Annotated in this window: 24 protein-coding genes; 16 read left to right on the forward strand and 8 right to left on the reverse strand. The window is 69.8% G+C overall.

Annotation, left to right across the window (positions count from 1 at the left end):
* Position 1: 1 nt before the first annotated feature.
* Complete coding sequence (gene glmU / locus KZ820_RS01525) at positions 2-1351, reverse strand: bifunctional UDP-N-acetylglucosamine diphosphorylase/glucosamine-1-phosphate N-acetyltransferase GlmU (RefSeq protein ID WP_219746953.1); 1350 nt, start codon at positions 1349-1351, stop codon at positions 2-4.
* A gap of 61 nt (positions 1352-1412) precedes the next feature.
* On the opposite strand from glmU, the gene KZ820_RS01530 reads away from it, so the two are divergent.
* The 12 genes from KZ820_RS01530 to KZ820_RS01585 all read left to right on the forward strand — a co-directional run bounded on the left by KZ820_RS01530 (position 1413) and on the right by KZ820_RS01585 (position 12519).
* Entirely contained in the window at positions 1413-2081 is a 669-nt protein-coding gene (locus KZ820_RS01530; protein WP_219746954.1) for an HAD-IA family hydrolase, read from the forward strand.
* On the forward strand, positions 2078-2488 hold the full coding sequence (locus tag KZ820_RS01535; protein ID WP_219746955.1) for a VanZ family protein: 411 nt from the start codon (positions 2078-2080) through the stop codon (positions 2486-2488). The genes KZ820_RS01530 and KZ820_RS01535 overlap by 4 nt, the downstream gene beginning before the upstream one ends.
* Positions 2485-3684, forward strand: a complete 1200-nt coding sequence (locus tag KZ820_RS01540; RefSeq protein WP_219746956.1) for an ATP-binding protein — start codon at positions 2485-2487, stop codon at positions 3682-3684. The genes KZ820_RS01535 and KZ820_RS01540 overlap by 4 nt, the downstream gene beginning before the upstream one ends.
* Positions 3685-3812: 128 nt before the next feature.
* On the forward strand, positions 3813-4871 hold the full coding sequence (locus KZ820_RS01545; RefSeq protein WP_258047673.1) for a substrate-binding domain-containing protein: 1059 nt from the start codon (positions 3813-3815) through the stop codon (positions 4869-4871).
* On the forward strand, positions 4871-6247 hold the full coding sequence (gene pstC / locus KZ820_RS01550) for a phosphate ABC transporter permease subunit PstC (RefSeq protein ID WP_219746958.1): 1377 nt from the start codon (positions 4871-4873) through the stop codon (positions 6245-6247). Before KZ820_RS01545 ends, pstC begins: the two co-directional genes overlap by 1 nt.
* Positions 6240-7535 (forward strand): phosphate ABC transporter permease PstA, encoded by a 1296-nt coding sequence (pstA, locus tag KZ820_RS01555; protein WP_219746959.1) that lies wholly within the window; start codon positions 6240-6242, stop codon positions 7533-7535. Before pstC ends, pstA begins: the two co-directional genes overlap by 8 nt.
* Positions 7535-8302, forward strand: coding sequence for a phosphate ABC transporter ATP-binding protein PstB (pstB, locus tag KZ820_RS01560; RefSeq protein ID WP_219746960.1), 768 nt, complete (start codon positions 7535-7537; stop codon positions 8300-8302). Before pstA ends, pstB begins: the two co-directional genes overlap by 1 nt.
* Before the next feature lie 17 nt (positions 8303-8319).
* On the forward strand, positions 8320-9018 hold the full coding sequence (gene phoU, locus KZ820_RS01565) for a phosphate signaling complex protein PhoU (protein ID WP_219746961.1): 699 nt from the start codon (positions 8320-8322) through the stop codon (positions 9016-9018).
* Positions 9018-9710 carry a phosphate regulon transcriptional regulator PhoB gene (phoB, locus tag KZ820_RS01570; RefSeq protein ID WP_132907562.1) on the forward strand — a complete coding sequence of 231 codons (693 nt, stop codon included), beginning with the start codon at positions 9018-9020 and terminating at the stop codon, positions 9708-9710. The genes phoU and phoB overlap by 1 nt, the downstream gene beginning before the upstream one ends.
* Before the next feature lie 222 nt (positions 9711-9932).
* On the forward strand, positions 9933-10451 hold the full coding sequence (locus KZ820_RS01575; protein ID WP_219746962.1) for a hypothetical protein: 519 nt from the start codon (positions 9933-9935) through the stop codon (positions 10449-10451).
* A gap of 76 nt (positions 10452-10527) precedes the next feature.
* Positions 10528-11427: an SDR family NAD(P)-dependent oxidoreductase gene (locus KZ820_RS01580; protein WP_219746963.1), complete on the forward strand. Its 900-nt coding sequence runs from the start codon at positions 10528-10530 to the stop codon at positions 11425-11427.
* A 66-nt stretch (positions 11428-11493) separates the two neighbouring features.
* Positions 11494-12519, forward strand: coding sequence for a hypothetical protein (locus KZ820_RS01585; RefSeq protein ID WP_219748041.1), 1026 nt, complete (start codon positions 11494-11496; stop codon positions 12517-12519).
* A 43-nt stretch (positions 12520-12562) separates the two neighbouring features.
* Here the strand turns inward: KZ820_RS01585 and KZ820_RS01590 are convergent, their stop codons facing one another.
* Both KZ820_RS01590 and epsC read right to left on the reverse strand, forming a co-directional pair.
* Positions 12563-12904 (reverse strand): DUF2794 domain-containing protein, encoded by a 342-nt coding sequence (locus tag KZ820_RS01590; RefSeq protein WP_219746964.1) that lies wholly within the window; start codon positions 12902-12904, stop codon positions 12563-12565.
* Positions 12904-13590, reverse strand: coding sequence for a serine O-acetyltransferase EpsC (epsC, locus tag KZ820_RS01595; protein WP_219746965.1), 687 nt, complete (start codon positions 13588-13590; stop codon positions 12904-12906). The genes KZ820_RS01590 and epsC overlap by 1 nt, the downstream gene beginning before the upstream one ends.
* A gap of 198 nt (positions 13591-13788) precedes the next feature.
* Here epsC and KZ820_RS01600 point away from each other — a divergent pair, with 198 nt between their 5' ends.
* Positions 13789-14559 (forward strand): sulfite exporter TauE/SafE family protein, encoded by a 771-nt coding sequence (locus KZ820_RS01600; protein ID WP_219746966.1) that lies wholly within the window; start codon positions 13789-13791, stop codon positions 14557-14559.
* A 40-nt stretch (positions 14560-14599) separates the two neighbouring features.
* Here the strand turns inward: KZ820_RS01600 and ahpD are convergent, their stop codons facing one another.
* Together ahpD and KZ820_RS01610 are read right to left on the reverse strand one after the other, a co-directional pair.
* Positions 14600-15121: an alkylhydroperoxidase, AhpD family gene (gene ahpD, locus KZ820_RS01605; protein WP_219746967.1), complete on the reverse strand. Its 522-nt coding sequence runs from the start codon at positions 15119-15121 to the stop codon at positions 14600-14602.
* A 124-nt stretch (positions 15122-15245) separates the two neighbouring features.
* Positions 15246-15791 (reverse strand): peroxiredoxin, encoded by a 546-nt coding sequence (locus KZ820_RS01610; protein WP_219746968.1) that lies wholly within the window; start codon positions 15789-15791, stop codon positions 15246-15248.
* A 143-nt stretch (positions 15792-15934) separates the two neighbouring features.
* On the opposite strand from KZ820_RS01610, the gene KZ820_RS01615 reads away from it, so the two are divergent.
* Positions 15935-16837, forward strand: coding sequence for a hydrogen peroxide-inducible genes activator (locus tag KZ820_RS01615; RefSeq protein WP_219746969.1), 903 nt, complete (start codon positions 15935-15937; stop codon positions 16835-16837).
* A 148-nt stretch (positions 16838-16985) separates the two neighbouring features.
* Positions 16986-17657 (forward strand): energy transducer TonB, encoded by a 672-nt coding sequence (locus KZ820_RS01620; protein WP_219746970.1) that lies wholly within the window; start codon positions 16986-16988, stop codon positions 17655-17657.
* A 126-nt stretch (positions 17658-17783) separates the two neighbouring features.
* On the opposite strand, the gene KZ820_RS01625 is transcribed toward KZ820_RS01620, so the two are convergent.
* Genes KZ820_RS01625 through pgsA form a run of 3 tightly spaced genes read right to left on the reverse strand, consistent with a single transcriptional unit; the run spans position 17784 to position 19035 of the window.
* Positions 17784-18215, reverse strand: a complete 432-nt coding sequence (locus tag KZ820_RS01625; RefSeq protein WP_219746971.1) for a molybdenum cofactor biosynthesis protein MoaE — start codon at positions 18213-18215, stop codon at positions 17784-17786.
* Positions 18212-18463: a molybdopterin converting factor subunit 1 gene (gene moaD / locus KZ820_RS01630; RefSeq protein WP_219746972.1), complete on the reverse strand. Its 252-nt coding sequence runs from the start codon at positions 18461-18463 to the stop codon at positions 18212-18214. The genes KZ820_RS01625 and moaD overlap by 4 nt, the downstream gene beginning before the upstream one ends.
* Positions 18464-18468: 5 nt before the next feature.
* The gene (pgsA, locus tag KZ820_RS01635; protein WP_219746973.1) at positions 18469-19035 is read right to left on the reverse strand and encodes a CDP-diacylglycerol--glycerol-3-phosphate 3-phosphatidyltransferase; all 567 of its coding nucleotides are present in this window, start codon (positions 19033-19035) and stop codon (positions 18469-18471) included.
* A 130-nt stretch (positions 19036-19165) separates the two neighbouring features.
* On the opposite strand from pgsA, the gene KZ820_RS01640 reads away from it, so the two are divergent.
* A complete protein-coding gene (locus tag KZ820_RS01640) occupies positions 19166-20461 on the forward strand; it encodes an MFS transporter (protein ID WP_219746974.1) in 1296 nt (431 codons plus the stop codon).
* The last annotated feature ends 274 nt before the right edge of the window (positions 20462-20735 follow it).

Consider the following 20735-nt stretch of genomic DNA (forward strand, 5'->3'; position numbering starts at 1 on the left):
GCTATTGGCCGCCCTTCTTCGCCTTCATCGACGCGCGGAAGCGCGCCGCCCAACCCGCGCGCTCTTCCTGCCGACCTCGCGCCAAGGCAAGTGAATCCTCCGTAACATCCCGGACAATAATGGAACCTGCTGCGACGATGGCGCCGGCCCCGATCGTCACCGGGGCGACCAGCGCCGAGTTGGAGCCGACGAAGGCCCCCGCTCCGATGACGGTACGGCTCTTAAGATAGCCGTTATAGTTGCAGGTGATCGTGCCGGCGCCGATATTGGCCTTGGCGCCGACCTCGGCATCGCCGATGTAGCTGAGGTGGTTGGCCTTGGCGCCGGCGTGCAGCACCGCGTTCTTCACCTCGACAAAATTGCCGACCTTGGCGCCTTGCTCCAGCACCGCGCCCGGCCGCAGCCGCGCATAGGGGCCGACCTCGACCCCGCTCGCCACTTTGGCGCCCTCGACATGGCTGAAGGCGTGGATCGTCGCGCCGTCCGCCACCTCGACGCCGGGTCCGAAGACGACGTTCTGCGCGATCGTCACGTCGCGCCCCACCACCGTGTCGTGCGCGAACCACACCGTCTCGGGCGCCAGCAGCGTCGCACCCTCGGCCATCGCGCGCGCGCGGCGCGCCTGCTGCCACGTCGCCTCGACCGCGGCCAGCTCGGCGCGGCTGTTGACCCCGGCGACCTCGTCCGCCGCCGCCTCGATCACCGCGGCCTGCCCCGACAGCTCGACCACGTCGGTGAGATAATATTCGCCCGCCGCGTTGGCGTTGCCGAGCCGCGCGAGCAGCGCGAACAGCCGCTCGCCCTGCACCGCCATCAGCCCGGTGTTGCACAGGTCGACCGCGCGCTCAGTGTCGCTGGCGTCCTTATATTCGACGATCTTCTCGAGCCGGTCACCGCCGGGCGCGACGATCAGCCGGCCGTAGGCACCGGGGTCGGCGGGGCGGAAGCCGAGCACCACCACCTCGGGCGAATCGGCGGCGTGAAGCCGGTCGAGCATCTCGCGCATCGTCGCCGCGCTGACCAGCGGCACGTCGCCGTAGAGGATCAGCACGTCGCCCGCGAAGCCCGCCAGCGCCGCCTCGGCCTGCATCACCGCGTGGCCGGTGCCGAGCTGTTCGGCCTGGTGCGCGGTCCCGGCGCCGAGCGGGGCGACCGCCGCCTCGACCTGCTCGCGCCCGGCGCCGACCACGACGACGGTGCGCTCGGGCGCGAGCGCGGCCGCGCTGGCGAGCAGGTGGAGCAGCATCGGCCGTCCCGCGATGGGATGCAGCACCTTGTGCAGATCGGACTTCATCCGGGTGCCCTTGCCCGCGGCAAGGACGACGATAGCGACGGGCGGCTGGCTCGACATGGGCGTGCCCTGCCACCCTTTGCTTGCCAATTCCAGTATGAGGCGGCAACGCGGCGCGCGCATGAACGACTTTCCCTTCCAGATCGTCGGGTTCGACCTCGACGGCACGCTGCTCGACACCTCGGGTGACCTCACCGACGCGGTGAACCATGCGCTCGCCTCGGTCCGGCGTCCCACGCTGACCGTCGAGCAGGTCAAGCCGATGATCGGCGGCGGCGCGCGCCACATGTTGGCGCAGGGCATGGCGGCGACCGGCGGCTGCTCGGAGGAGGAGTTGGCGGTGCTGCACCGCCGGCTGCTCGACTATTACGAGGCGCATCTCACCGTCCACACCCAGCCCTATCCGCACGCCATCGACGCGCTCGACGCGCTCGCCGCGCGCGGCGTTCGGCTCGCGGTCGTGACCAACAAGCTCGAGCATCTCGCGCGTCAGGTGCTCGGCCAGCTCGATCTGACCGCGCGTTTCGTCACGATCATCGGCGGGGACACGATGGGGCCGGGCAACGGCAAGCCGTCGCGGCAGCCGATCGACGCCATGGTGGAACGCTGCGGCGGCGGGCGCGCGGCGTTCGTCGGCGACTCGATCTACGACATTCAGGCCGCGCACGCCGCCGGGCTCCCAGCGGTAGCGTGCCGCTTCGGCTTCCTGATGCAGCCGGTCGAGGAGCTCGGCGCCGAAGCAATCATCGACGGGTTCGACGACCTTCTCCCCACACTGGAGCGGCTATGACCGAGACCACGTCGCTGGCGCAGGTGCGCCCTCTGTTCCTCGTCGCTCTGATCATCGCGACCGCGGGCGCGGTGACGCTGGCGCTGATGCCGCATCCGCCGTCGGTCGGCCATATCAGCGACAAGTGGCAGCATATGTTCGCCTTCGGCACGCTCACGATCCTGTCGGTTCTCGCCTTTCCGGCGACCTCGCTGCTGCGGATCGGCGAGCGCATGTCGTTCCTCGGCGCACTGATCGAGGTATTCCAGTCGATCCCCTCGCTCCACCGCGACTGCGACGTGATGGACTGGCTGGCCGACACGCTGATCATCGTCGCGGTGTTGACCGTGATCGTGCTATTCCGCCGCCTATCCGCGAGCGCGCCCGCTGCCCAGCCGCGACGATCTGCGCTACATCGGCGCGCGTGATCGACGAGATCCCGCTCCGCACCTGGCTCGCGGTCGCGATCGCGATCGCGACCGCCGCGGTCGTGCTCGTGCTCGCGGACGATTACCAGACTGCGCTCGCCGCGCTGGCGGGCTGTGCGGCGCTGGTGGTGATCATCGCCACCATCCCGGAAGAGCTGCCCGCCGACGCCGCGCCCGAGCCGACCCGCGCCGAGGTGCCGTACGAGGCTGCGCTCGAGGCGATCGCCGAACCCGTGCTGGTGCTGCGCGCCGGCCGCGTCGTGGTCGCCAACGCCGCGGCGCGCGGGTTGCTCGGCCAGCATATCCTCGGCGAGGACGCCCGCGTCGCGATCCGTCATCCCGGCGCGGCCGAGCATCTCGCCCAAGGCGCCGAGCATCCGGTCGACCTGGTCGGGATCGGCACGCTCGACCAGCGCTGGCAGATGCGCACCGCCGCGCTCGGGCCCGAGCTGCGGCTGGTCCATCTCGTCGACCAGACCGACCAATATGCCGCCGAGCGGATGCGCGTCGATTTCGTTGCCAACGCGAGCCACGAGCTGCGCACCCCGCTCGCCTCGATCCTCGGCTATGTCGAGACGCTCGCCGACGCCGCGGGCGAGGACCCCGGGCTGCGCCAGCGCTTCCTCGGCATCGTCTTCGACGAGGCGAGGCGGATGGAGCGGCTCGTCGAGGACCTGATGAGCCTGTCGCGGATCGAGGCGGAGAAGTTCCGCCTGCCGCGCGCCGAAGTCGACCTCGCCGAGCTAGTGCAGGACGCGTGCGATTCGCTCTACACGACGCATGGCAACCGCGGCGACGACATCCGGCTGGAGCTGGCCGAGGACGTACCGCGCGTGATCGGCGACCAGGCGCAACTGTCGCAGCTGGTTCACAACCTCGTGGGCAACGCGATGAAATATGGCCGCGCGGGCACGCCGGTGGAGGTGTCGCTGAGCGCTGTCGATCGCAATCTCTGCCTCGTCGTGGCGGATCAGGGCGAGGGCATCGCATCGGAGCATCTGCCGCGCCTGACCGAGCGCTTCTACCGCGTCGATCCCGGCCGCAGCCGCTCGCTCGGCGGCACCGGGCTGGGCCTCGCCATCGTCAAGCATATCGTCGAGCGCCATCGCGGGCGGCTCGACATCGCCAGCCAGGTCGGGGTCGGCACGCGCGTGGCCGTCACCCTACCCGCCGCCATCCCCGCGCCGCTGGTCTGAGCGCGGCTCGGCCGCCGCTGTCATCAAGACGTAACTCACGTGTCACATTGGCGGCCCCATCGCGGCGCCGTGTCGGCCGCCCGCTCGGGGGAATGATGTCGCGCCTCGTCCAAGCGTTCGCGGCCAGGATGCCGGCGACGCTGCCGCACCTCGTGCTGGCGGCGATGACGCTCGGTGCGCTGGGGGCCTGTGTCGACCAGGCCGCCGGCGGTGCGGCGGGATCGCGCGACCAGATCCGCATCGTCGGCTCATCCACCGTCTATCCCTTTACGACCCTTGTCGCCGAGCAGTTCCTCGCCAACACCCCGGGCGCCAAGCCGCCGGTGATCGAGTCGACCGGCACGGGCGCGGGCATGAAACTGTTCTGCGCCGGCCTCGGTGCAGCACATCCCGACATCGAGGACGCCTCGCGACGAATGCATCGGGCCGAATATGACGCGTGCACGCGCCACGGTGTCGGTGCGGTGATCGAGGTACAGGTCGGCATCGACGGCATCGCGATGGCCGAGTCGCTGCGCGGACCGGGAGTGGCGCTGACCACGACCGACCTCTATCGCGCGCTCGCCGCGGCGCCCGGCGGACGCCGCAACACCGCGCGGCTGTGGCGCGACGTCAACCCGGCGCTGCCCGCGAGCCCGATCCAGGTCTACGGGCCACCGGCGACGAGCGGGACACGCGAATCCTTCGTCGAGCTCATCATGGCGCCGGGGTGCGAGGCGGTGGAGCCCGACACGCGCACGCTGCGCGAGCGCGCGCCCGAGCTGTTCGCCGCGCGCTGCCACCGGCTTCGCGACGACGGCGCCTATATCGACGCGGGCGAGAACGACAATCTCATCGTACAGAAGTTGCGGGCCAACCCCGACGCGATCGGGATATTCGGCTACGCCTATCTCGAGGAGAATGCCGGCGCGGTACGCGGCGTGACGCTCGGCGGCGTGGCGCCGAGCTACGCCACGATCGCCGACGGCAGCTACCCCGGAGCGCGGCCGCTCTACCTCTACGTCAAGAAGGCGCACCTGCGCGCCATCCCCGGGCTGCGCGCCTTCCTTCGCCAATATGGCGCTCTATGGGGCCGGCAGGGACCACTGGTGCGACGCGGGCTGATCGCCTCGCGCGAACCGGTGCAGCGGCGCGCCGCCGCGGTGATCGCGCAGGAGATCGCGCTCGATCCGGCGATGCTGCGCTGATGTCGCCGCTCGCGCTCGCCTTCGTGATCGCCGCGCTGGCGCTGATCGGCTGGGTTACCGCGCGCGCCCGCGCCGCGCGCTTCCGTCGCGGTACCACCCGCCGCTTCAGCTCGCTGCCGCAGCATCACGGCTGGTTCGTCGCGATGGGCACGCTATTGCCGGCGCTGCTGTTTCTCACGCTGTGGCATCTCACCTCGCCCGCGCTGGTCACCGAGGCGGTGCTCGCCACGCCCGGTGCCGCGACGCTGCCCCCGCCGGGGCTCGACCGCGCCGCGATCCTGGCGGAGGCGCGCAACCTTGCCGCCGGGCGCGCCTATGGCGCGTTTCACCCATTGTCCGAGCAGCTCGCGCCGGCCTATGCCGCGGCGCAGGCGCACTACGACTGGCTCGCCACCGCGGCGGCGCTGCTGCTCGCCTTCGCCGGGGGTACCCTCTCCTACCTGCGCGTACGCCCCGGCTTCTCGGCGCGCACGCACGTCGAGCGCGTGATCATGGGCGCGCTGCTCGGCGCCTCGCTGATCGCGATCGTCACCACGATCGGCATCATCGTCTCGCTGCTGTTCGAGAGCGCGCGCTTCTTCCGGATCGTGCCGCTCAGCGATTTCCTGCTCGGCACGCACTGGAGTCCGCAGGCGATCGATCCGCGCGATCCCGGCGCCTCGCTCGGCGCGGTGCCCTTGTTCTGGGGTACTTTCTTCATCGGCGCGGTGATCGCGATGGCGGTCGCGATCCCGTTCGGGCTGATGAGCGCGATCTACCTGACGCAATATGCGCGACCGGCGACGCGGCGCTGGGTCAAGCCGCTGCTCGAGATCCTCGCGGGCGTGCCGACCGTCGTGTACGGCTATTTCGCGGCGCTGACGGTGGCGCCGGCGGTGCGCGACCTCGGTGTCGCGCTGGGGGTGAGCTGGGCCTCGTCCGAGAGCGCGCTCGCCGCGGGTGCGGTGATGGGCGTGATGATCATCCCCTTCGTCTCGTCCATGGCGGACGACTCGCTCTCCGCCGTGCCCGCGGCGATGCGCGACGGCAGCCTGGCGATGGGCGCGACCAGCTCGGAGACGATCCGGCAGGTGCTCCTCCCCGCGGCGCTGCCCGGCGTGGTCGGCGGCGTGCTGCTGGCGGTGAGCCGCGCGATCGGCGAGACGATGATCGTGGTGATGGCCGCCTCGGGCGTGGCGACGCTGACGCTCAACCCCTTCGCCAGCGCGACCACCGTCACCAAGCAGATCGTCGACCTGCTCACCGGCGAGGCGGCGTTCGATTCGGCCAAGACGCTGGCCGCTTTCGCGCTGGGGCTCACGCTCTTCGTCATCACCCTGCTGCTCAACGTCGTCGCGCTGATCGTGGTGCGGCGCTACCGCGAGGCGTATGAGTAAGTCGCTGGTCCCCGAGGCGCCGGTGAGCGCCGCGCAGTCGGTTGAGCGACGCCCGACCGACTGGCGCACCGCGTCGATGCAGCGCCGCGTGCGCCAGCGCTACGCCGCCGAGCGGAGGTTCCGCTGGCTCGGGCTCGCCGCGGTGGTCGCCTCGGCCGCCTTCCTGCTCTTCCTGCTCGCATCGATGCTGGCGCGCGGTGCCGGTGGATTCGTCGAGACGCGGATCGCGCTGCCGCTCGACCTCGCGCGCGCCGGGCTCGACGTGACGCCCGCGCAGCTGCGCGGCCCGCGCGCCGATCTCGCGCTCGCCGGTGCCGGGCTGGAGCGGGCGGTCGATACGGCCGCCGAGACCGCCTTCCCGCGCGTCGGCGGCGCGGCGCTGTTGTCCGATGCGGCGTGGCTGCGCGTGCGCGAGGCTGTGAAGCGCGATCCCGGCCTGCTGGGTCGCCGCGCGACCATCGACGTACCCGTCGCCTCTCGGCTCGACATCGCCTTCAAGGGAGGCGGCACGCGTGCTGACCGGGCGATCGCGCGAACGCTCGCGCCCCAGCTCTCGCGCGGCCTCAACCGCGACTTCCTCGGCGGCGCCGACTCGACCGACCCGACCCGCGCGGGCATCTGGGGTGCGCTCAAGGGCTCGCTGCTGACCATGCTGGTGACGCTGCTGCTCGCCTTTCCCATCGGCGTGTTCTCGGCACTTTACCTCGAGGAATATGCGCCGCGGAACCGCTGGACCGACCTGATCGAGGTGTCGATCAACAACCTCGCCGCGGTGCCCTCGATCATCTTCGGGTTGCTCGGGCTCGCCGTGTTCCTCGGCACGTTCCACATGCCGCGCTCGGCCGCGCTGGTCGGCGGGCTGACGCTCGCGCTGATGACCACCCCGGTGATCGTGATCGCGGCGCGCAACGCGATCGGGGCGGTACCGCCCTCGATCCGCGACGCCGCGCGCGCGCTCGGCGCCTCGCCGGTGCAGGTGGTGTTCCACCACGTGCTGCCGCTGGCGCTGCCCGGCATCCTCACCGGCACGATCATCGGCATGGCGCGGGCGCTCGGCGAAACCGCGCCGCTGCTGATGATCGGCATGCGCGCCTTCATCGCCGCGCCGCCCGAGCGGCTGACCGATCCGGCGACGGTGCTGCCGGTGCAGATCTTCCTTTGGTCCGACGACGTGCAGGCGGGCTTCGTCGAGAAGACCTCGGCCGCCATCATCGTGCTGCTCGTGTTCCTGCTGGCGATGAACGGTCTCGCCATCTACCTCCGCAACCGCTTCGAGACCCGCTGGTGATGAGCAACGCCCCGCCCAAGATGACCGCGAGCGGCGTCGACGTCTTCTACGGCGCGAAGCAGGCGATCCGGAACGTCAGCATCGACGTGCGCCAGGAGGACGTCACCGCCTTCATCGGCCCGTCGGGCTGCGGCAAGTCCACCTTCCTGCGCACGCTCAACCGCATGAACGACACGATCCCGGGCGCGCGCGTCTCGGGCGATATCCGGCTCGACGGCGAGGACGTCTATGCCAAGACGATGGACGTGGTGCAGCTGCGCGCGCGCGTCGGCATGGTGTTCCAGAAGCCCAACCCCTTCCCCAAGTCGATCTTCGAGAATGTCGCCTACGGCCCCCGCATCCACGGATTGGCGCGCTCCAGGGCGGATCTCGCGCAGATCGTCGAGCGCTCGCTCACGCGCGCGGGGCTGTGGAACGAGGTGAAGGACCGGCTCGGCGACTCCGGCACCGCTTTGTCGGGCGGGCAGCAGCAGAGGCTGTGCATCGCCCGCGCCATCGCCGTCGATCCCGAGGTGATCCTGATGGACGAGCCGTGCAGCGCGCTCGATCCCGTCGCCACCGCGCGGATCGAGGAGCTGATCCACGACCTGCGCGGGCGCTACGCCATCGTAATCGTCACGCACAACATGCAACAGGCGGCGCGGGTGAGCCAGCGCACCGCCTTCTTCCACCTCGGCCAATTGGTCGAATACGGCGATACGTCCGACATCTTCACCAACCCGCGTGAGGAGCGGACGAAGGACTATATCACCGGGCGCTACGGCTGACAGACGGGACGGGACGGATGGCGAACAGCCAGGAACACACGGTCAAGGCCTTCGACCAGGACATCGGCCAGCTGCGCGGGCTGATCTCGCAGATGGGCGGGCTGGCGGAGAGCGCGATCGCCGAGGCGATGGTGGCGCTGCAGCGCGGCGACGCCGAGCAGGCGGCGCGCGTCGCGGCGGGTGATCGCAAGATCGACGCGCTCGAGGCGGAGGTGGAGCGCACCGCGGTGCGGATCATCGCACTGCGCGCACCGATGGCGGACGACCTGCGCGAGGTCGTCGCCGCGCTCAAGATCGCGGGCGTGGTCGAGCGCATCGCCGATTATGCCAAGAACATCGCGCGCCGCGTGCCGCAGATCGAGAGCGAGCATCGCATCGACCCGATCTCCACCCTCCCCGCGATGGCCAAGATGGCGTCGGAGATGGTCCACGCGGTGCTCGACGCCTTCGCCGCGCGCGATCCCGTAAAGGCACTGGCGGTATGCGAGAGCGACCGCGCGCTCGACGATTTCTACGACAGCATCTTCCGCACGCTCGTGACCTACATGGTCGAGAATCCGAAGACGATCAGCCAGTGCGCGCACCTGCTGTTCGTCGCCAAGAACCTCGAGCGGATCGGGGATCACGCCACCAACGTGGCGGAGATGGTCTATTTCGCGGCGACGGGGACGCGACTGACCGAACGCGACAAATCACACCACGGGGGTACCATCTGATGGCCAAGGCCCGCATGCTGCTGGTGGAGGACGACGCCAGCCTCGCCGAACTGCTCGTGTGGCATTTCACGCGCGAGCATTTCGCGGTCCAGCACACGATCGACGGCGAGGAGGCACTCCTCATGGCCAAGGAGACGCCGCCGGACATCGTGCTGCTCGACTGGATGGTCGAGGGGATCTCGGGGATCGAGGTGTGCCGCCGCCTCCGCCGCGCCGCCGAGACGCAGAACGTGCCGATCATCATGCTCACCGCGCGCGGCGAGGAGGAGGACCGCGTCCGGGGGCTGGAGACCGGCGCGGACGATTACGTCACCAAACCCTTCTCGCCGCGCGAGCTGGTGGCGCGAGTCGGCGCGGTGCTGCGCCGCGTCCGCCCCGCGCTGGCGGGCGAGCAGCTCACCTATGCCGACCTCGAGATGGACACGGTCGGCCACAAGGTCCGCCGCGGCGGCGAGGTGGTCGCGCTGGGACCGACCGAGTTTCGCCTGCTCAAGCATTTCCTCGAGCATCCCGGCCATGTCTTCTCGCGCGAGCGGCTGCTCGACAGCGTCTGGGGCCACGATAGCGACATCGAGAGCCGCACCGTCGACGTTCACATCCGCCGCCTGCGCAAGGCGATCAACGAGGGCGGCCGACCCGACATCATCCGCACCGTACGCTCCGCCGGTTACGCGCTAGATACGGGGCATTGAGCGCGTCTTCAAATACTTAGCTCTCAAGGACGCGGGACGGTGAAGCGCTGAAGGCGAAGCCCCGGGTTCCCACCTCCGGGTGATCGCGGTCTTTTCCGAGACATGTTGCCCGCTTCTCTTCGGTGCGCCGGCGCAACGAGGGACCTTTTCTCGCCGCCAGTTCGTTGGCCGACCCGCGTGACTTAACGCGTTTCTGACCGAACGCACGGCAGGAGAGAGAACATGAAGACGATCCTTCTGGCAGCAGCCGCCGTCATCGCCGTCCCGACGATGGCGATCGCCCAGGACACTCCGCAGCAGACGCCGCAAACCGGCACGATGCAGCCCGACACCACCACCGCGCCCGACGCCACCGCGCCGGCCGACGCGGCCCCGGCGCCTTCGGCCGACACCACCGCCGATCCGGCGATGAGCCAGCAGCAGGCGCCGATGCAGAGCGCGCCCTCGACCGGTGATGCCGCGACGCCGCCGTCGGCCAGCCCGGCGTCGCCGCAGCCCGCCGCGGGTGGTGCGATGGGCACCGAGACCGCTGGGGGCTACCAGCCGTCGCAGCCGGCGCTGTCCGGCACGCCGCAGCCCGGCGCGACCGTGCGCTTCCAGCCCGCGCCGTCGCCCGATCAGGCCTATCCGGCGCCCGCGGCCAAGTCGGAGTACCCCGTCTGCAAGAAGGGCCAGTATGACGGCTGCATGCAGGCGAGCGACGCCGGCGGCAAGAAGCGCGCGCGCGCGCGTCGTCGCTGATCCAACGGTACGGGCTTCTCGCCCGTCCCGCACCTGACTAGGAGAGGCGCTCCATCGCACGAGGGGCGCCTTTCCCATGTCCATCCGCTTCGACGACCGCGTCGCCATCGTCACCGGCGCCGGCGGCGGGCTCGGTCGGCACTATGCGCTCGAACTCGCGCGACGCGGTGCGCGCGTCGTTGTCAACGATCTCGGCGGCGACCGCTCGGGCCAGGGCGGCTCCGACGCGGCGCAGGCGGTGGTCGAGGAGATCCGCGCCGCGGGCGGCGAGGCGATCGCCAACGGCGCCAGCGTGACTGATGTCGCCGCGATGGAAGAGATGGTCGCGCGCGCCCGCGAGGCCTGGGGCGGCGTCCACATCCTGATCAACAACGCCGGCGTGCTGCGCGACCGCACCTTCGCGAAGATGACGCCGGAGGATTTCGCGTTCGTCGTGGACGTCCACCTGATCGGCTCGGCCAACGCGACCAAGGCGTGCTGGGAGACCTTCCGCGAGCAGCACTACGGTCGCGTGCTCATGACCGCGTCGTCGTCGGGCCTGTTCGGCAATTTCGGCCAGGCGAATTACGGCGCCGCCAAACTGGGTGTCGTCGGGCTGGCGCGCACCCTTCACCTCGAGGGCGCGCGCTACGGCATCCGCGTCAACACGATCGCGCCGGTGGCCGGTACGCGAATGACCGAGGAGCTTTTCCCGGCCGAAGCCTTCGCCGCCTTCGCCCCGGAAAAGGTCGCGCCTGCCGCGCTGTTCCTTGTCAGCGAGGACGCGCCGAGCAACCAGATCGTCGGTGCCGGCGCCGGCGTGTTCCAGGCGAGCCAGATCACGCTCACGCCCGGTGTGCTGCTCGAGGGCGAGGCGCTTTCGCCCGAGGGCGTCGCGGCGCACTGGTCGGCGATCACCGACCGCACCGAAGAGATCGTGCCCGAGTCCGGCGCGGCGCAGGCGATGCTGATCGGGGCGAGACTCACGCGCGGCTGAGCGACCGGTCCGATCGGGTCACGCGGTAGGTTGCGCACCGACGATATCGCCGCGACAGTCACCCGCATGTACAGCGACAGCGACCTCGATCAGGCGGTGACGGCGGGCGTGCTTCCGCCGCAGCTTGCCGCCGACTTCCGCGACTATGTCGCCGCCCAGCGCGCGACCCCGGCGGTGGACGAGGAGCACTTCCGCTTTCTGACCGGCTTCAACGACATCTTCGTCACCATCGCCATCACGTTGCTGCTCGTCGCGGTGGCGCAGCTCGGCGGGCTTTTGGCCCCCGCGGCGGGTGCGGCGGCGATCGCTGCCACTTCCTGGGTACTCGCGCTCTACTTCACCGCGCGTCGGCGCATGGCTCTGCCCAGCATCGTGCTGCTGCTGACCTTCGTCGGCGGCATCGCGGCCGCGATCGTCGCGATCCCGGCGCCGCACGCCATCCTCGTCGACGACCGATCGAGCGCCACCGCGGTCAGTGCGGCGGCCGGACTGGCCGCGCTCGGAGCCTGGGCGCACTGGCGGCGATTTCGCGTGCCCATCACCCCAGCGGCTGGCGCCGCCGCTTCGGTCGGCCTCGTCATCAGCCTGATCGTGGCGGCGGTACCGACCGCGCGGCCGCTCGTCTGGGCGATGCTCCTCGCCGGCGGACTCGCCGTGTTCGGCTATGCGATGCGCTGGGACATGAGCGACCCGCGCCGCGAGACGCGGCGAGCCGACGTCGCTTTCTGGCTCCACCTCGTCGCCGCGCCGATGATCGCGCATCCTGTGTTCCAGCTGCTCGGCGTGTTCGAGGATCAACTGGCGCTCGGCACCGCCGTCGTCGTGCTGCTGCTCTACCTGGTGTTCGCGCTGGTGGCCCTGGCGATCGACCGTCGCGCCCTGTTGGTGTCGAGCCTCGTCTATGTGCTCTACGCGATGTCGGCGCTGATCCGCACCACCGGGGCGGTGGAACTCTCCGCCGCGCTCACCGCGCTGGTCATCGGTGCGGCGCTGCTGTCGCTGTCCGCTTTCTGGCAGGGGATCCGCGCGCGCTTGGTCCTGCGACTGGGTGCGCTCGGCCGGCGGCTGCCGCCGATCGCCGCGGCGATCTGACGTCGGGGGACGCGACCGGCGGCGAAAGGGCCGCTACGTCGACCTACTCCTCGACGAGCTTCATCAGCCGCCGCTCGACCGGAGCGAGGACCGGGCCGAGCTCATGGCCGCGACGGACCACCTGCCCCGCCTCACCCACCAGCGCCCACATGCCCTGACGCTGGCGCAGCGCCGGGCGCTTCTCGATACGGAACTCGGGACGCTCGGCGGTCCGGCGGAAGGCGCTGAAGACCGCGGCGTCGCGGCCCAGGTCGATGGCGTAGTCACGCCAGTGGCCGGCCGCGACCATGCGACCGTAGAGATCGAGGATGCGATTGAGCTCGAGCCGCTCGAAGCCGACCTGGATCGGCCGCGTGCCGCCCGGGAAAGGTGTGACGATCCCCATCAGGCGCGATCGCGCTCCGGCTGGTCGCCGCGCTCGGCGATCAGCGCGTCGAGCCGCTTCTTCATTGCCTCGAGCTCGCAACGCAGGATCTCGACCTTCTGCGTCGCAGGATCGAACACCTCGCTGCATGGGGTCCCATAAGGCACGAAGCGCGGCTCGGGTGCGGCGCCGCCTTCGACCATCGTCGGGCGCGCCGGGATACCGACCATCACCGCGCCGGCGGGGACGTCCCGCGTCACCACCGCGTTCGCGCCGACCCTGGCCCGCGGGCCGACCAGGATCGGGCCGAGCACCTGCGCGCCCGAGCCGATGATCGCGCCGTCGGCGATGGTCGGGTGGCGCTTGCCCGCGACACCGTTGTCGGGGCTGGTGCCACCGAGCGTGACGCACTGGTAGATGGTGACGTCGTCGCCGATCTCCGCGGTCTCACCGATCACCACGAAGCCATGGTCGATGAAGAAGCGCCGACCGATCTTGGCGCCGGGATGGATGTCAATCGCGGTGAGCAGCCGCGACACATGGTTCACCACGCGCGCGCCCAGGAACCAGCGGCGGCGATAGAGCCGATGAGCGACGCGATGGAAGCCGAGCGCCCACACCCCCGGGTAGGTGAGGATCTCGAGCCGCGAGTGCGGGGCGGGATCGCGCGCGCGGATCGAGTCGAGATATTCGTTCAGTCGCGCCATCCGTATCCCCGCCGGCCCCCCTTCGACCGCCGGCCGCGCCGACGCTCGATCATGGTTGTCGCCCACAGATAAGGCGAACGCGCGGCGGTTTCCATAAGCGCCGCTTGCGTGCCGTAAACTCGAATTTCCTATCGCGGTTGTAGATGTTGGCTCAAGCCCTTAGCATCGGGCACGCGGCGGGCGCGATCAGGAAGGTGCATGCAGTTACTCTCTCAGCTGGACGTCGCCGGCCTGCTTCCGTTCATCGCCGTCGGTTTCGGTGCCCAGCTCGTCGATGGCGCGCTCGGCATGGCCTTCGGCGTGATCTGCAACACGCTGCTCGTGGCGGTGATGGGAGTGGCGCCCGCGCGCGCCTCGGCCAACGTCCATATCGTCGAGACCTTCACCACCGCGGTGTCGGGGATCAGCCACGCCTTGCACGGCAACATCGACCGTAGGCTGTTCCTGCGCCTGCTGATCCCGGGTGTTATCGGCGGGGTCACTGGTGCCTATCTGCTCACCAACCTCGACGGCAACACGGTCAAACCCTTCGTGCTCGGCTATCTCATCGCGGTAGGCGTCTATCTGCTGATCCGCGGGCTGCTCTTCCCGCCCAAGGTGAGCAAGCCCAAGGTGGTCGAGCCGCTCGGATTGATCGGCGGCTTCATGGACGCCGCGGGCGGCGGCGGCTGGGGACCGATCGTCACCTCCAACCTGCTCGTCCAGGGCGTCGAACCGCGCAAGGTGGTCGGCACGGTCAGCGCGGTGGAATTCTTCCTCACCACGATCGTCTCGGCGACCTTCATCTATCATCTCGGCGTGAAGGACTTCGCCACCGCCACGATCGGCCTGCTGATCGGGGGCGTCGTCGCCGCGCCGTTCGGCGCCCTGTTCGCCAGACGCATACCGATGAAGGTGATGCTGGTGCTGGTCGGTGCGGTGCTGACGATCACCAGCACTTACGGCTTCGTGCGCGCGGTGCTGATGTGACCTCGCTGCCCCGGCGCGTCCGCCGCGCCGGGGCGTCGGCTCAGGCGCTGACCGCGTGGACCGTGGCGACCGCCTTCATCACCGAGGCGACGCGCACCGCGGACTGGATCACCTCGGCGGTGACGCCCGCCTTTTTGAGCACCTGCTCGTGGCTGTCGATGCACATGCCGCAGCCGTTCATCGCGCTGACCGCCAGGCTGAACAGCTCGAAGTCGACCTTGTCGATCCCGGGCGCCGCGATCACGTTCATGCGCAGCTTGGCGGGCATGCGCTGGTACTCGTCGTTCCCGGCAAGGTGCGTGAAGCGATAATAGACGTTGTTCATCGCCATCACCGCCGCCGCGGCGCGCGCCGCATTGGCCGCCTCGGGCGAGAGCTTGTCGGCCGCCTCGGCCTCGGTCGCCTCGACCAGCGGCTTGTGCCCTGAACCGTGCGCGCAGGCGAGCAGCAGGCCGTATTTGCGCTGGTCGTTGAGCACCGTTTCGTTGAGCAAGGAACCGACGTTGAGCCGGATGTCCTTGGCGAAGTCGGGCAAGGTGCCCGCGAATTCCTTGAGTGCCATGTCTCTCTCTCGAACGTGAGTCGCCCCGGCGCGACCGGCCCCGGCGTATACGCGAGGGATCAGCCGCCGCCGGGGCGACAGGTAAGTGAAGGAGGCGGGACGCGCGGCCCCGCCCCCGGACAGATCAGGCCGCGACCTGGAGGACGTCGTCGCCCTTGTTCCAATTGCACGGGCACAGCTCGTCGGTCTGCAGCGCGTCGAGCACGCGCAGCGTCTCGGCCGGGTTACGGCCGACGTTGAGGCCGTTGACCTGCACCGCCTGGATCACGTTGTCCGGATCGACGATGAAGGTCGCGCGGAACGCGACATGCTCGTTCTTGTCGACGATGCCGAGCGCGTCGGCCAGCGTGCGGCCGTTGTCCGCCAGCCACGGGAAGTCGGCTGCGGCGAGGTCCGGGTCCGACTTGCGCCACGCCAGGTGGACGTGCGCGGTGTCGGTCGAGGCGCCGATCAGCACCGCATCGCGATCCTCGAAGTCGCCCTTGATCTGGCTGTAGCCGACGATCTCGGTCGGGCACACGAAGGTGAAGTCCTTCGGCCAGTAGAACAGCACCTTCCACTTGCCAGGGTAGGCGGTGGTGAGGTCAAGCGTCTCGCCGGCAGGCAGCGCGCTGGTGCCCTGCTGAACGGGAACGGTGATGGCGGGGAACTGATCGCCGATGGTCAGCATGGAAGCCTCCTGATGGAAATATGGGCTTCAGCCATCCTCTCGCGCACGGGCGGTTAGCCGCCTCTCGTTGAGCGGTCACTAAGGGGGTTCGCGTAATCGATCAAGTCGGTTATTACGAAGGCGTTGATCGACCGAGGCAATAAATGGCGGCCATCTACCTACCCACGTTGAAGCAGCTGCAATATCTCGTGGCGCTCAAGGATCACGGCCATTTCGGCCGCGCCGCCGAGGCCTGTTTCGTCACCCAGTCGACGCTGTCGGCGGGGCTGCGCGAGCTCGAGACGCTGATCGGCGTCACCCTGGTGGAGCGTACCCGCCGGGTCGTCCGCTTCACCCCGCTGGGCGAGCAGATCGCGGCCAAGGCGCGCACCGTGCTGCGCGAGGCGGAGGAGCTCGGCGACATGGCGCGCGCGGCAGGGCGGCCGCTGTCGGGCGAGATGCGGATGAGCGTGATCCCGACGATCGCGCCCTTCCTGCTGCCGCGCGTGCTGCCGCGGCTGCGACGCGACTATCCCGACCTCAAGCTGTTCCTGCGCGAGGAGCCGAGCGGCCCAGCGTGCGAGGCGCTCCACAACGGCCGCACCGACTGCGTGCTGCTGGCGCTGCCCTATGCCTGTGGCGAGGTGACGACGCTGCCACTGTTCGACGATCACCTCTTTCTCGCCTTCCCAGAGGGCGAAATGCCCGCCACCCCCGCGGCGGTGAGCCCCGCTGAGATCGACGAGACGCGTCTGCTGCTGCTCGAGGACGGTCACTGCCTCAAGGACCATGCGCTGGCGGCGTGCAACCGCGCCGAGCTGCGCGCCGAGGCGACGATGCTGGGTACCTCGCTCCACACGATGGTGCAGATGGTCGACAACGGGCTGGGCGTGACGATGCTGCCCAAGATCGCGCTCGACGCCGGCATATTGGAACATACCAACGTCGCCGCCCGCCCGCTCGACGCGGCGCATCCGGTGCGCACGCTGGCGCTAGTGTGGCGCCGCGCCTCGCCCCGCGAGCGCGACTTCCAGCTGCTCGGCGAGGTGCTCAAGGCCGCGGGCTAAGCGGGTGAAAACTGTCCCATCTTCCGCCCACAACGGGTCGAACCCAGGCTTGACCCTCCTCCGAGCCAAGCGCAGCCTCTCGGGTCCGGAGCTCGCCGATGGTCGGGCAAGATGGCCGCCACGGCACTCCAGGTTGGAGGGTTGTCGCATGGCTTATGCAGACCGGGTCCCCAGTTCGAGACGCCTCACCACCCTCGCCGCGGTCGCCGCGATCCATGGCCTGATCGGCTATGTATTCGTCAGCGGCATGGCGGCGAGCTTCGTGACGACGGTGACCACCGAGCTGACGATACGCAACATCCCGCTGGAGACGCCGCCGCCACTCGATCCGGCGCCGCAGCCGACGCAGATCGCGTCCAAGCAGCAGCCGACCCAGACGATCGTCACGCCCCAGCCCGTCGTGCGGACCGCCACCGACACGTCGTTCACGATCGAGCCTCTCACCCCGATCATTCCGATTACGCCGATCGTCGGTGGTGGCAGCGGCACCGTGGAGATCACCCCGCCCCCACCCCCGCTGAGCAAGGCGAGCGGCGTCCGCGCGCGCGGCGATCGCACGCGCTGGATCTCGACCGAGGATTATCCGCCCTCCTCGATCCGCGCCGGGGAGCAGGGCGTGGTCGCAATCGCGGTCCAGGTCGACGCCGCGGGCAAGGTCACCGGGTGCAGCGTCACCGCGCCGAGCGGGTATGGCGCGCTTGATCAGGCGACGTGCCGGCTCTACCAACGCCGCGGCCGCTTCACCGCGGCGCTCGACGATGCCGGAACGCCGGTCGCGGCGACCTTCGTCGACCGCGTCCACTGGGTGCTGCCGCGCTGAGGTGAGCGGAAACTCGGTGTTCCCCGGCGGGGGCCGGGGTCCAGCTGGGAAGGCGGGAGTGGGTCTCGCTATCGTCCCCAACTGGGCCCCGGCCTCCGCCGAGGCCCAGCAGATCGGAGACGCATCCTACTCCCAGCGCGTCGCCGCTACGTCGTCACTGTCACGCGCCTCGACCCAGCGAGCCGCGCCGTTCACCGTCTCTCGCTTCCAGAAGGGTGCGTCGGTCTTGAGCCGGTCGATCAGAAAGGCGCAGGCCTCCAGCGCCGCGCCGCGATGCGGCGCGCAGGTGCCGACGAAGACGATCCGCTCGCCCGGTGCCATCGGCCCGACGCGGTGGACGATCGTCGCCGCGGTGAGCGACCAGCGCGCGCTGGCTGCCTCGGCGAGCTGCCCCAGTGCTGCCTCGGTTGCTCCGGGATAATGCTCTAACTCCAGCGTCGCGACCCCGTCGTCGCCGCGGACCAGACCGGTGAAGCTCGCCACCGCGCCGTCGCGCTCGAGTGCCGCGAGTTCGGCCGCGAGGTCGATTACTGCGGTCGAGACGACGACGCGGATCACCCGCCCGTCACCGGCGGGAAGATCGCCACCTCGCGCGCGCCCGCGAACGTAGCGTCGAGCGGCACGAAGGCCTGGTCAACCGCGGCGCGCAGCCGCGCCGGCTCGGCGAAGGCGGCGGCGTGGCGCTCGCTCGCGGCGGCGCGCCAGGCGACCAGTTCCGCCACCGTCGTCACCGACGCGGGGGGTGTCACCTCCTCCTCGCCGACGCCGACGCGCTCGCGCACCCAGGCGAAATACAATAGCCGCACCGCGCTCAATCCATGTGCCGCAGACCGACGCGGAGGTAGTCCCACCCCGTCACGATCGTCAGCGCCGCCGCGCCCCACAGGCTGGCGAGCCCGACCTGGTGGACCCACACCGCCGCGGGCACCGCCCCCGAGAGGATCAGGGCGCCGAGCGACACCAGCTGGAGCGTCGTCTTCCACTTCGCCAGCCGCGACACCGGCAGCGACACCTGCAGGCCGGCGAGGAACTCGCGTAGTCCGCTCACCGCGATCTCTCGCAGCAGGATGACGAGCGCGGCGATGATATGGACGCCGGTGATCACCGCGATGTCGTCGTGCCTCGTCCCGACCAGCATGAGGATCACCGCGGCGACCATGATCTTGTCCGCGATCGGGTCGAGGAACACGCCCAGCTTCGAGACGGTGCCCTGCGCGCGCGCCAGGTATCCGTCGAAATAGTCGGTGATGCCCATCAGGCAGTAGAGGCAGAAGGCGATCGCGAAGCCGGCCTGCCAGCTCGGCCACCAGAGGAAGGCGACCAGCAGCGGCACCATGACGATCCGCGAGAGGGTCAGGAGGTTGGGCAGCGACAGCATCGCTTGCCGACGTGGACCGCGCGCGCCCGCGGCGCAACCCGCGCCCGCGAAAAACAGCGTTTGGAACGCGCGCCCCCACGGGCTATGGCCGCGCCACGTACCAACTTTCCGAAGGGCTTGGTCCCGCGTCATGATCAATGCCCTCGGGCTGCTCAAGCGGCGGCGCTTCCTGCCGCTGTTCACCACCCAATTCCTCGGCGCCTTCAACGACAATCTGTTCAAGACCTCGATGGTGCTGTTCGCCACCTACGAGATCTTCGCCGACGAGACGCAGGAGAGCTTCTTCAACGCGCTCAGCGCGGCGCTCTTCATCCTGCCCTTCTTCCTGCTCTCCGCGCTCGCCGGGCAGCTCGCCGACACGATGGACAAGGCGCGCATCATCCGCATCGTCAAGACGGTGGAGATCGCGATCATGGCGGTCGGCACCGCCGGGCTGATGCTGGCACGCACCGGCGCGGTGACCTTCCCGCTGGTGCTCATGCTCACCGCGGTGACCGGGCTGGGCGTCCACTCGACCTTCTTCGGCCCGATCAAATACGCCATCCTGCCGCAGCATCTCGACGAGGACGACGTGCTGGGCGGCACCGGGCTGGTCGAGGCGGGGACCTACCTCTCGATCCTGCTCGGCACCATCGTGGCCGGCTTCGTCTATCGCTCCACCGCGCTGGTGGCGGCGCTGACGATCGCGGTGGCGCTGCTCGGCTGGCTCACCGCGCGCGCCGTGCCGGCGGCGCCGCGGCTCGGGCCGAAGCTGGCGCTGGACCTCAACCCGTTTCGCGCCTCGTGGCGCTTGATCGCGGGGACGATGCACATCCCGCGGCTGTTCCTGGCGATCTGCGCGATCAGCTTCTTTTGGACGATCGGCTCGGTGCTGATCATCGTGTTCCCCCCGCTGGTCAAGAACGTGCTGACCGCGGACGCGAGCGTCGCCAGCCTGGTGCTGGCGGTCTTCTCGGTCGGCGTCGCGATCGGATCGGTGGTGATCAACCTGCTGCTGCGCGGGCAGATCTCGGCGCGCTACTCGCCCGTCTCGGTGATCGCGATGGGCCTCGCGGTGCTCGCCTTCCGCTGGGTGGTGGGGCTGTGGGCGCCGGCGGCACCAGGGCATCTGTTCGACATGGGCGGCTTCCTACACCAGCCGCACGCCGCGCTGGTGCTGCTGGCCCTGCTCGGCGTCGCGATCTTCGGCGGCATGTTCGTCGTGCCGCTCTACGCCTTCCTCACCACCACCGTGACCAAGGATCACACCGCGCGCACCGTGGCGGCGAACAACGTCGTCAACGCGGGTGCGATGACGATCGGGTCGATCGTGGTCGCGGCGATCACCGCGATGGGCGTGACCCCTTCGCAGCTGCTGCTGGTCGTCGCGGGCATGTGCGTCGTCTCCGCCTGGATCGCGCAGCGGCTGCACCGCGCCTGCGACTGACGGCGGCCACAGATCCAACGGGACTCAACATTCGCTGCGGCCGTGACGTGACGTGAAGTTGTCCTCGCAGGTTGTTGTTCTCTCCTGAAATTGACACATGATCGTGGCCGGGGCGAGAGGCCTGCCGGTCACGCGAATGTTGCGAATGTTGAGCCGGTGGCGCAGATCGCGCGAACGTTGAGTCGCTTCCGGACGCCGGAGCAGGGTCAGCTGAAATATGGTGCCGGAGTGCGTCGTCGCGCGCGACCGCCAGCGATGAGACAGAGCGCGGCCG

Origin of the sequence: Sphingomonas citri, assembly GCF_019429485.1 — a bacterium.
GTDB classification, from domain to species: Bacteria; Pseudomonadota; Alphaproteobacteria; order Sphingomonadales; family Sphingomonadaceae; genus Sphingomonas; species Sphingomonas citri.

Excerpts from the sequence above, each read along its gene's own strand:
- glmU (WP_219746953.1), bottom strand. The coding sequence starts at position 1,351 with ATGTCGAGCCAGCCGCCCGTCGCTATCGTCGTCCTTGCCGCGGGCAAG.
- KZ820_RS01530 (WP_219746954.1), top strand. The coding sequence starts at position 1,413 with ATGAACGACTTTCCCTTCCAGATCGTCGGGTTCGACCTCGACGGCACG.
- KZ820_RS01535 (WP_219746955.1), top strand. The coding sequence starts at position 2,078 with ATGACCGAGACCACGTCGCTGGCGCAGGTGCGCCCTCTGTTCCTCGTC.
- KZ820_RS01545 (WP_258047673.1), top strand. The coding sequence starts at position 3,813 with ATGCCGGCGACGCTGCCGCACCTCGTGCTGGCGGCGATGACGCTCGGT.
- pstC (WP_219746958.1), top strand. The coding sequence starts at position 4,871 with ATGTCGCCGCTCGCGCTCGCCTTCGTGATCGCCGCGCTGGCGCTGATC.
- pstA (WP_219746959.1), top strand. The coding sequence starts at position 6,240 with ATGAGTAAGTCGCTGGTCCCCGAGGCGCCGGTGAGCGCCGCGCAGTCG.
- pstB (WP_219746960.1), top strand. The coding sequence starts at position 7,535 with ATGAGCAACGCCCCGCCCAAGATGACCGCGAGCGGCGTCGACGTCTTC.
- phoU (WP_219746961.1), top strand. The coding sequence starts at position 8,320 with ATGGCGAACAGCCAGGAACACACGGTCAAGGCCTTCGACCAGGACATC.
- phoB (WP_132907562.1), top strand. The coding sequence starts at position 9,018 with ATGGCCAAGGCCCGCATGCTGCTGGTGGAGGACGACGCCAGCCTCGCC.
- KZ820_RS01575 (WP_219746962.1), top strand. The coding sequence starts at position 9,933 with ATGAAGACGATCCTTCTGGCAGCAGCCGCCGTCATCGCCGTCCCGACG.
- KZ820_RS01580 (WP_219746963.1), top strand. The coding sequence starts at position 10,528 with ATGTCCATCCGCTTCGACGACCGCGTCGCCATCGTCACCGGCGCCGGC.
- KZ820_RS01585 (WP_219748041.1), top strand. The coding sequence starts at position 11,494 with ATGTACAGCGACAGCGACCTCGATCAGGCGGTGACGGCGGGCGTGCTT.
- KZ820_RS01590 (WP_219746964.1), bottom strand. The coding sequence starts at position 12,904 with ATGGGGATCGTCACACCTTTCCCGGGCGGCACGCGGCCGATCCAGGTC.
- epsC (WP_219746965.1), bottom strand. The coding sequence starts at position 13,590 with ATGGCGCGACTGAACGAATATCTCGACTCGATCCGCGCGCGCGATCCC.
- KZ820_RS01600 (WP_219746966.1), top strand. The coding sequence starts at position 13,789 with ATGCAGTTACTCTCTCAGCTGGACGTCGCCGGCCTGCTTCCGTTCATC.
- ahpD (WP_219746967.1), bottom strand. The coding sequence starts at position 15,121 with ATGGCACTCAAGGAATTCGCGGGCACCTTGCCCGACTTCGCCAAGGAC.
- KZ820_RS01610 (WP_219746968.1), bottom strand. The coding sequence starts at position 15,791 with ATGCTGACCATCGGCGATCAGTTCCCCGCCATCACCGTTCCCGTTCAG.
- KZ820_RS01615 (WP_219746969.1), top strand. The coding sequence starts at position 15,935 with ATGGCGGCCATCTACCTACCCACGTTGAAGCAGCTGCAATATCTCGTG.
- KZ820_RS01620 (WP_219746970.1), top strand. The coding sequence starts at position 16,986 with ATGGCTTATGCAGACCGGGTCCCCAGTTCGAGACGCCTCACCACCCTC.
- pgsA (WP_219746973.1), bottom strand. The coding sequence starts at position 19,035 with ATGCTGTCGCTGCCCAACCTCCTGACCCTCTCGCGGATCGTCATGGTG.
- KZ820_RS01640 (WP_219746974.1), top strand. The coding sequence starts at position 19,166 with ATGATCAATGCCCTCGGGCTGCTCAAGCGGCGGCGCTTCCTGCCGCTG.